The 8,762-nt window shown below is 72.7% G+C and carries 9 protein-coding genes; all 9 read right to left on the bottom strand.

Annotated elements, in window-relative coordinates; all coding sequences use genetic code 11:
• Window positions 1–114: 114 nt before the first annotated feature.
• Entirely contained in the window at window positions 115–777 is a 663-nt protein-coding gene (locus ACFVGY_RS24165; protein ID WP_385680650.1) for a restriction endonuclease, read from the bottom strand.
• A gap of 565 nt (window positions 778–1,342) precedes the next feature.
• Complete coding sequence (locus ACFVGY_RS24160; RefSeq protein ID WP_385680648.1) at window positions 1,343–3,766, bottom strand: Helicase associated domain protein; 2,424 nt, start codon at window positions 3,764–3,766, stop codon at window positions 1,343–1,345.
• Window positions 3,763–4,005, bottom strand: a complete 243-nt coding sequence (locus ACFVGY_RS24155) for a hypothetical protein (RefSeq protein WP_385680646.1) — start codon at window positions 4,003–4,005, stop codon at window positions 3,763–3,765. Before ACFVGY_RS24155 ends, ACFVGY_RS24160 begins: the two co-directional genes overlap by 4 nt.
• On the bottom strand, window positions 4,002–4,346 hold the full coding sequence (locus ACFVGY_RS24150) for a hypothetical protein (protein ID WP_385680644.1): 345 nt from the start codon (window positions 4,344–4,346) through the stop codon (window positions 4,002–4,004). The genes ACFVGY_RS24155 and ACFVGY_RS24150 overlap by 4 nt, the downstream gene beginning before the upstream one ends.
• 35 nt (window positions 4,347–4,381) lie before the next feature.
• A complete protein-coding gene (locus ACFVGY_RS24145; protein ID WP_385680643.1) occupies window positions 4,382–4,930 on the bottom strand; it encodes a hypothetical protein in 549 nt (182 codons plus the stop codon).
• 175 nt (window positions 4,931–5,105) lie between these two features.
• The gene (locus tag ACFVGY_RS24140) at window positions 5,106–5,483 is read right to left on the bottom strand and encodes a DUF192 domain-containing protein (protein ID WP_385680641.1); all 378 of its coding nucleotides are present in this window, start codon (window positions 5,481–5,483) and stop codon (window positions 5,106–5,108) included.
• A gap of 14 nt (window positions 5,484–5,497) precedes the next feature.
• On the bottom strand, window positions 5,498–6,298 hold the full coding sequence (locus ACFVGY_RS24135; protein WP_385680639.1) for a hypothetical protein: 801 nt from the start codon (window positions 6,296–6,298) through the stop codon (window positions 5,498–5,500).
• Entirely contained in the window at window positions 6,295–6,546 is a 252-nt protein-coding gene (locus ACFVGY_RS24130; RefSeq protein WP_385680637.1) for a hypothetical protein, read from the bottom strand. Before ACFVGY_RS24130 ends, ACFVGY_RS24135 begins: the two co-directional genes overlap by 4 nt.
• Window positions 6,543–8,759, bottom strand: a complete 2,217-nt coding sequence (locus tag ACFVGY_RS24125) for a Mucin-19 (RefSeq protein ID WP_385680635.1) — start codon at window positions 8,757–8,759, stop codon at window positions 6,543–6,545. The genes ACFVGY_RS24130 and ACFVGY_RS24125 overlap by 4 nt, the downstream gene beginning before the upstream one ends.
• Between the last annotated feature and the right edge of the window lie 3 nt (window positions 8,760–8,762).

Below are 8,762 nucleotides of genomic sequence, written 5' to 3'. Positions count from 1 at the left end.
CAGACCCACCCCCCGCCCCACAGCCCGCGAGCCGCCTGTTCTGTGGGGTGCTGTGTGTTTCACAGCCCCCGGGGGCACCCCTTCTGCGCCCCCCCCTTCGCGTCTGGCCCGCGATCACATGCGGCGTCGCGGAGCTGGCAGGTGTGGGAGGAGTTCCCACAGAGGTGCCGAGCCGGCAGCCCATTCGTTCAGGAGGCGGCGGTCCACCAGGTGCAGGCGCTGGCTCTGGGCGAACTTGACCGCAGGCGCGGTGATCCGGCCGTTGGTGACGAGGACGACGACATCACCCCCGTGGACAGGGCGGCCGGTTCCGTTGAGGACATGGATGTCCGGCGTGCCGACTGCGGCTCCTGCCGCTCCGTCGCGGCGGTGCTTGCACTGAATGACCCAGCGCCGGCCTGCCGGGTCGGTGCCCTTGACGTCGGCCCCGTTGTCGCCGGCGCCACCCACGCGGACGGCATCGCGGGCGCCATCGCGGCGCATCAGGTCCCGCACGGCTTCCTCGAACTCGGTGTGATGGAGGCCGTCCAGGAATCGGATGTCCCAGCCTTCCGGCCGACGGCGCCGTCCGGCCCAGGTCGAGAAGCCGCGCCGTACGGCCTTGACGAGGAGCAGGATGGGCACCCCGGCAACGAGGGCCGCGGCAGCGACCACGGCAATGGATGAGCCGTGGAGCTCCAGCCACTGCCGAGCCTGCGGAACGAAGACGGACACGAGCGCGGCCGCCGCCAGGAGGCCGGCCGCGTCCTTGCCCTGGCCTCCCTTCCTTCGGCGCACCGTTCGGCGCCCTCGTCCTGGTCGTCGCGGAGCAGCGGTGCGCGTCGGGTACCGACGTCCGGTCATGGCTGGCCTTCCTGGAGCGGGTACGGCGCGCGGGCCCCGGAGGCGCCGGTGAGCGAGCGGCCGCCTCCCACCGGCGGTGGGAGTCTGCAACCAGCCTCCTCAGAGCGGCTTGCCCAAAAGCTTGCCCGCCTCCCGAGGGGACGCAGGGGGAGGCTTGCCCAACAAGGAGCACTGCGACGGGTTCAGTCGGCCGGATCCGCGCGCAGGTGTCGCTGCGGCGCCAGGACACCCATTTGCCGCAATCGGCGGCCCCTCCAAGGGTCGGAAACGCCATGAGGGGCCGTCTGCGGGCCTCCCGGGTGATCAAAGGTCGATCCATACCGGGCACGCCGAGTTCGTCGCGCGTAGGGCCCATTCTGGGCGTCGCTTTTCGACTCTGATTGCCGAATTTGTCGGATTGGGTCTCCGGGCCGGGTCATCTTGCCGGTGGGCTCCCCAATTGGGGAGCCCACCGGCAAAGTCGACGGACTCCCCAATTGGGGAGCTGCGGCGTGGTCCGCTACGACCAGCGCATGCCGAGGGCCGACAGCTCCTCGACCCGCTGCACCGACAGCTTCCCGGCCTTGACGCGCTGCTGGCTGATCCAGGCACCGAGCCGCACCGCTTCACCATCGACCTCTTCGGTGTGACTGCGCGGTACGTCGAGGTTGCCGACTCGGTCGCGGAACTGGGCAGCAGCCCGCAGGTTGTGCGCCCACATCTCCTCCCGGGTCCGCTTGGCGGGCGCGGGAGCCGGCGTGATGCCGAGCTCGGCGAGCAGCTCCTGCTGCTCCCCCGTCAGCTTCCCGAATCCCTGGCGCTGCGCTGCGGCCCAGCGCCCGAGGTCCTCGCCGTCCTGGACCAGGAGGCCGGGACCGGCCGGGAGCGCACGGCCGGCGTTCACGTGACGCTGGGCGAGACGGAAGGACCGCTGCCAGTCGATGCTCCACTCCGGGCACCAGCCGGGGTCGATCTCGGCGAGGGCTGCACGGCGCTCCGGGGACAGAGGCGCCTTCGTCCTGCGGGCGGCCGCGCGCTGGTTCTTCAGCCACCGGCCGACGGGGTAGCCGTCGAGGTCCGCGTCCACGGGGGCGGCCAGGCCGACGCCGGATTCGGCGGCCCAGGCGGCGGCCGCGGCCAGGCCCTCGTCGAAGCGTGCGTCGAAGAGGTTCCAGAGGATGCCGAGCTTCTCCAGCTGCACGATCCGGTCGCCGTCGAGATTGCCGGCCTTGTGGTGGCGGCGGCAGTCGGCGATCCAGACGCCGAGCGGGAAGTCGGCGGGAGACCAGTCGTCGGGGGTCCGGAAGCCGTACGGGACGCGGAGGTCGTCGTGTTCGGCCCGGTAGCGCTGGGCGGCCTGGAGGCCGCGGCGCCACTGGACCCGCTCGGGGTTGAGGACCCGCAGCTGGACGAAGCTGGCCAGCTGGTGCGCGTCACGGGGCTGCGAGAAACGCAGGAGCTCGCGGGCCGGGGCGCTCACCGTGTCCTGGCCGTCGTCCGGGGCACCGTCACGGTCGGCGGGTTCCGGGGCGCGGCTGTCGGGGCGTGCAGAAGTCGGGTTGCCCGGGTTGGTGAGCTGCTCGATGCGGGCGTCGTGGGCGCGCAGTGCGGCGAGGAGCTTGGCCAGGCCCGCGTACGCGGGGGAGGTGAGCAGCGACTCCGTGGTCTCGCCGGTGGCGAGGAAGGCCGGCACGAGGAGAGTGGCCATCTTGCCCTGCCCGGGGTGCATCCGCAGGGCGCGGCCGACGGCCTGGACCAGGTCCGGCATCGAGCCGCGGACGTCGCAGAAGATCACGCCCTCGCACTCCCGGGTGTCGACGCCCTCGCCGAGGACCTTCACGCTGGCGATGAGGGAGAGCCGCGCGTCCTGTCCGCTGTCGGTCAGACCGGCCGCGAACTGGGTGAGGACGTTGCGCCGGTGGGCCGGCTTGTGCTCGCCGTGCAGCCACTGCGCCCAGACGCCGGTGTCCTCGCAGGGCTCGGGTTCGCCGCCTGGGCGGCGGAGCTCGCGGGCCTTGTCGGGCAGTCCGACGGCGAAGGCTTCGGCCTCGGACACCCGCTGGTGGAAGGAGAGCACCCTGCGAAGGCCCTCCTCCTCGGCGGCCTTGAGGGCCGCTGCCTGGAGGGCGCCGAGGCGCAGGCCGCGGACGGTCTCGGAGTCGTGGCCGGCGGCCAGCATCGCGGCGTTGAGCTGGTGGTCCTGCACGTCCACGACCACCACCTGGTACGGCGCGACGATTCCGGCCTCGATCGCGGCGTCCAGCGGCAGGCGGTAGGCGACGCGGCCGAACGGGCCGTCGGGGTCGTCGGTCATGGAGGCGACGAGCTCCTCGCCGTCCTCGTCATCGCTGTCGCCCACGGTCCAGATGCGGGGGGTGGCGGTCATGTAGAGGCGCGCGGCGGCCGGGATGCGGGCGTTGTCGTGGACGACCGCCCACGGCTTGCCGGCCCGGCCGCTGGTGCGGTGCGCCTCGTCCACCACGATCAGGCCCCAGGGGGAGAGGCCGGCCTCGTGGGCGGCCTCCAGGATCCCGTTGCCGAGGGAGGCGTACGTCGCGAAGACGGTGACGCTCTCGTGCCCGGCGGTGAGTCGCGCCAGGGTGTGCGGGTCGGTGGTGTGCGGGAAGCCGGTCTCGTGGGAGTCGAGGGAGGAGACACCGACGAAGGCGCCGGTGCGGCCGCCGTCCCGCCAGGCGCGGGCCGTCTGGTCGAGGAGGTCCAAGGAGGGGACCAGGACCAGGACGCGCGGGCCGCCGAGCTGTTCGGCGGCGCGTACGGCGACGAGGGTCTTGCCGCTGCCCGTGGCCATGATGACCTGGGTCCGCAGGCCGGCGGCGGGGAGCTCGGCGGGGGAGGGCGGGGTGAGTTCCTCGACGGCGCGGGCCAGGGCCTCGCTCTGGTGAGGGCGTAGCGGGGGAGGGGTGCGGGTGTCGGTGTGGGTCATGGGCTCGCCTTGCTCTGGGGGCTCTGGGGCCGGGCGGCGGTCGGGGTGGAGGAGTGCGCGTGGTCGGGGCAGAGGTCGCGGCCGTCGCGCAGCCGGCGCCATCCACGTGCGCGTAGCCAGGCGCGCAGTGCCCGGTGGTGTGGCATCGGGAGCGGAGCGAACCACTCCTGATCGCATTCGTCGCCGGCGGTCTCGCCGGTGAAGTCGCACCTGATGGTCGGGATGAGTCCGGCGGTCACGGCCGCGCGTTCCCGGACCAGATCGCGTACTCCTGCCGGACGTAGCCGCGGGGGTCGGCTTCCCAGGCGGGGTGGTCGGTGGGGAGGGGGCCGGCGGTCGTGTGGTTCGCGGCGTCGAATGCGAGGAGCTTGGCGAAGGTCTCCTGGACCGAGGTCTGCACCTTGCCGTCGGCGGGGTCCGCGCCCAGGGTCTGCCGGTCGGTGAGGGCCGCGCGGCGCAGCAGCCAGTCGCGGTCGCTGATCCGGCCGGCGCGGCGCAGGCGAAGGAGTTCTTCGGTCTCCTCCTGGACGTTCGGGGCGTTGCAGTAGGTCGTGTCGGCGGAAGACGGGAGGGTGGTCATCGTCGGCTCCGTTCGTCGGGGTTCGCGGGTTGCGGTCAGGTCCGGGAGCTGCGGGAGAGCCGGACGACGTCGCAGGTGCAGGCGCCTCCGTGAGCCATCGCGTGCAGCTCCGGGAGGGTCCAGCCGTGGACCTTCTCAGGGGCCCCGCCGGTGCGGAAGGTGGTGGGCCTGCCCGGAGAGCGCTGGCCCGAGGTGGTGGTGGCGGCGTCGAAGACCCACCCGCTGATGTCGATCACGGCGCCGCTGGAGCTGGTGCGGGTGGTCACCGTGCCCACCTGCACGAGGCGCATCCGGCCGCGCTGGCGGGCCAGGCGGCGGTCCAGGTCGTTCTGCTGGGTCTGGCGCAGGTTTTCGCGGCGGTCGGCGGCGAACTTGCGGTCCGCTGCTTTCTGTTGCTCGGCCTGACGCTCGCGGACCGGGCCGTGGCAGGTCGCGTAGGTGTGGCCGGCCACCTCGTGCCCGGATGCGATCCGGCACCAGGAGCAGCTCTCGCGCGGTCGGGTGGCCAGGGTGCCGTAGAAGTACCGTCGACCGCCCAGCGCGAGCGCGGCGCCGATCAGGATCAGCACGTACCAGGGGAGCATCGCGGTCTCCTTCGGGTGAAGCGGGCGTGACGCTGGAGAAGGCTGTCGGTGCGGTGCGAGTGCACCACCACCGCCAGTATGCATTCTTGCAGAATGCATTTCAAGAGAATGCATTCTGGGGGGTGAAACCGGCCCTGGAACAGCCGCCCCAGGGCCGGAAGGGCTTCACACCTGGCTAGGAGATGTCCGGACCGGCCGGCCGAGGCTCCTGCGACAGCTCCACCACGCTCCCGACGCGCAGTCCCCAGCCGGCCATCGCGCCGGCCTCGGCCTCCAGGACGTGGCGGGAGCGGAAACGGGGAAGGCCCAGACGGTTCGGAGCCATGGTGGTCATCGCGACGACGCGGAACCGGCGGTCGAGGTAGGCCACGTCGATGGGGAACTGCATGCGGAAGGTGTGCACGCTGCCCGCAGGGGTGAGCAGCAGCGCCCCCTTGACTCCGTCCCGCCCGAGGAGCCCCCGGGTGCGGGCCCGGTAGGAGGCGGCCACCTCCAGCTCGACCTCGACCTGGCCGCTACGCAGCCGCCCGTTCCCGTCCCGCCACTTCGCCATGCCGGCCACCCTAGCTAGGGCTTCCAGGCGCGGATCTCCAGCCCCAGGATCGGCGTACCGGGCTCGATCCGGTCGTTGTCGACGAGCCACTTCTGCACGGCGGCCGCGACGTCCCCACCGGCGGCGTCGACCAGGGCCTTGAACTCGGCGCCGTCGAAGCCCTCCTCGCCCGAGCCCGGGCCGCCGCGGTTGTCGGCGTAGGCCCGCTCCTCGGTGCCGTCACGGCGCTGGACGACGTTGCGGCGGACACCGGGGGAGTCGGCCATGCGGCCGGCGTCGTGCTTGAAGGCGCCCTTGCGGGCCCGGACGGTGAAGGCGATCTTCCCGCCGTTGGCGGCCGCCTCGTCGACCACGGGACGCAGCCGACCGGCGCCGGAGGCGATGTGCTGCTTGCCGGCCTTGGCCAGGGAGGAGGACCAGGTCCTGACCGGCTTTCCGTCGGGGCCGATGACCGCCTTCCCTTTGGCGTCCTTGACCGTCCGCTCCCCCCGCACCCGCGCCTTCCCGCGTACGCGGGCCTTGTAGCCCTCGCGGTTCAGCCGCGGCTGGACGTGCCCGGCGGCCAAGGCCTTCAGGCTCGCGAGGTCTCGCGGCCCGCCGGCCTGCACCTCCTGGACCACGGCCCGCAGCGCCTCCACCATCGACGCGCCCTTGTTCTTGGTGAAGAACTGGCTGACCAGGGACGGGTTGCGCCCGAGGATCTCGCCGACCTGCTTCCGGCTGAACCCGGCGCGCGCCAGCTCGTCGGTGAGCCGGGCGGCCTCGTTGCGCTGCGCGCCCCGGCCGCCCGCCGGCTTCCTCCTGCGCGGTGTCACGCTGCCACCTCCTCGTCCTCGTCGTCACACTCGTGGTCGGCGTACACCGGGCTGTCGTCCTCGAACTGACCGTCGCCCTCGTCGCCGCAGCCGTGGCACCGCCACTCCGCGCTCCACGCGACCGCGCCCTCCCGGCCGCAGTCGTGCTCGGAGTGGACGGTGTCCTCGTCGTCCCACATCGCCTCACCGGAGGCGCCACAGGCCGGGTGCTCCCACTGCCCGCCCCAGACCACGTCGGCGCTGCTCACATGCCCTCCGATTCGTACGCCTGACGTCCCAGGCCTTGCAGGGTGTAGAACTCCTCGTCGGTGCGCGGGGTGGTCTGCTCCCAGGGCATGCGGCCCTTGAGCAGGTAGTCGCCCGGCTCACCGCCGTACTCCCAGTCGACCGGCGCCGAGGTGTAGATGGCGTCGGTCCGGAAGGCCAGGATGCTTCCCGCCGGGAGGTGCAGCGCACCGGCCTTCACCGGCTTCCCGGTCTGCGGGTCCTTCGCGCTGGTGCTCACCGACAGCAGCGCCGCCCGGGCCGCCGACCACACCCCGGCCGCCCACTCCGGGTGTGCGTACTGGTCCCGGGCGAAGCCCTGGTTGCGCTCCCAGGTGACGTGGGTGTCCGTGATGCCGGTCAGCCGCGCGCCGTCCGGCAGCTCCGGCACCGCGCCTCCGGCGCCCAGCTCCAGGGAGCCGGTCGTGATCCGGGGGCGCTGCGCGAACGTGCCGATGCCGTACAGCAGGATGCTGCGCACCGCGCGGGAGGCCAGGCGGCAGGCCTGCTTCTGCTGTTCGTCGCCGTGCAGGTCGGCGGTGGCCCGCAGGGACTGCCAGGCCTCGCGCAGCTTGGTGCTCCACCCCTTGAGCGGGTCACCGGACTCCCACAGCAGGCCGTCGAGGATCTCGATCCGCCACGGCGCGATCGGGTTGCGCACCGCCAGGTTGACCTCGGCACCGCCCGCCCAGGTGGTGAAGGTGCGGCCGCCCTCGTACGGGTAGTGCCAGGACCGCTCCCCCGGCGCCGGGGCTGGCAGCAGCCCCACGTGGTTCCAGTCCTTCGGGATCGTCACCCGCACCTGCCAGTGCGACGGCGCGAACAACGCGTTCGTCTGCTCCTTCTCCGTCATCGCCGCGAAGGCCGCGGCCGTGATCCGCTTCGGAACGCCGACGCCGGACGCCCAGGTGTGCTTGGCGTAGGCGAAGGTGCGGTCGACCTCGTACCAGCCGGGCACCCGCTCCGGCACGCGCGGCGGCGTGATCAGCTCGGTGCGGCCCTGACCGGCGGTGGCGTGGAGCAGCCCACGGATCTCCTGCGACATGACCGGGAAGCCATCCGCCCACTTCGCCCCGGCCTTGGTCGGGATGGTCCGCGACCACAGGTCCCGGCCGGTCTGCGACGGCGAGCCCATGATGACGACGTCCTCGAAATTGACCGCGCGCAGCGCCTTCCACAGCTCGACGAACGCGGCGCGCACCGTCGCCGGATCGGCGCCCTCGGGGTCGAACCACTCGCCCACGCTGCGGATCTCGGTGTGCTGGTCTGCTCCTCGCTGCCAGCGGCCGACCGGGTTGCGGGGGTGGACCAGGTGGCCGGCCTGGCGGTCCTTGCCGCGGGAGGACTCCACCGTCCACCCCTCCGGGAGGGGTCCGTTCAACCATGCGGCGACGGCGTCCTTCAGGAACTCGTGCCTCTCGCTGCCCCGGTGCCACGGGTCGCCCGCGGTGACGTAGATCCGCTCGACGGTGGCCGGGGCCTCCGCGTACACGGCGGTGAGGATCTCCGCCACCGAGGCCTGGCCGAGGTCGAGGCGCGTCGTGCCGCCCTGCCACACCAGGACACCGGTCGCGGTGTCGAGGAACGCCATCCCCCGGGTGGCCTGCTTGAAGTTCGGCCGCTTTGACGCCAGGCCGGACTCGGCGCGGAACCAGCCGTCGCCCTCGGCACCGGCCGGAATCGACGGCAGGACGCGTTCGGCCTCTGCGGGGCCGGCATCAGCCGGGGACGGGGTGTTCTCGGCCTGCCGGGGCTCGCCGAGCACCTCCAGGTCGAAGGCGCCGTCGGCGGTCGCCGCGCGCAGCCGCGCAAGGGCACCCGCCCGGTCGGTGGATCCGCTGTCCGGGTCCGGTGCCGCGGATGCTTCCTTGATCGGTTCTGCGGGCGCCTGAGCGGCTTGCTGATCAACCGGGGCGGATTCCGTCACAGGCGGCTCCGCAGGCGCCCCAGAGGCGCTCTGAGGGGCCAGAGAGGGCACCAGGGCCACGATGTCGATCACGCTGAGGCCGGCGGCGGTCGCGATCCGGTCCGAAGTGGCCTTCGCGTACCCGCCGAGCTGCCGGATCTGCTCGGCCCGCCGGTCGTGCAGCTTGCCGACCTTGGCCTGGAGCTGGACCAGCTCGCGCTCCAACGGCTTGAGTTCGTCGCGAACGGCCCGCAGCTCACCGAGGCCGGCCGAGTACTCCTTGTTGTCCATCTG

The sequence above is a fragment of the Streptomyces sp. NPDC127106 genome (genome assembly GCF_042677605.1).
GTDB lineage: Bacteria > Actinomycetota > Actinomycetes > Streptomycetales > Streptomycetaceae > Streptomyces.
The sequence above is the reverse complement of the archived record's forward strand: the minus strand, read 5'-3'. Positions and strand labels throughout refer to the sequence as shown.

Coding starts and splice junctions, on each gene's coding strand:
- ACFVGY_RS24160 (WP_385680648.1), bottom strand. CDS start 3,766: ATGACCCACACCGACACCCGCACCCCTCCCCCGCTACGCCCTCACCAG.
- ACFVGY_RS24150 (WP_385680644.1), bottom strand. CDS start 4,346: ATGACCACCCTCCCGTCTTCCGCCGACACGACCTACTGCAACGCCCCG.
- ACFVGY_RS24145 (WP_385680643.1), bottom strand. CDS start 4,930: ATGCTCCCCTGGTACGTGCTGATCCTGATCGGCGCCGCGCTCGCGCTG.
- ACFVGY_RS24140 (WP_385680641.1), bottom strand. CDS start 5,483: ATGGCGAAGTGGCGGGACGGGAACGGGCGGCTGCGTAGCGGCCAGGTC.
- ACFVGY_RS24125 (WP_385680635.1), bottom strand. CDS start 8,759: ATGGACAACAAGGAGTACTCGGCCGGCCTCGGTGAGCTGCGGGCCGTT.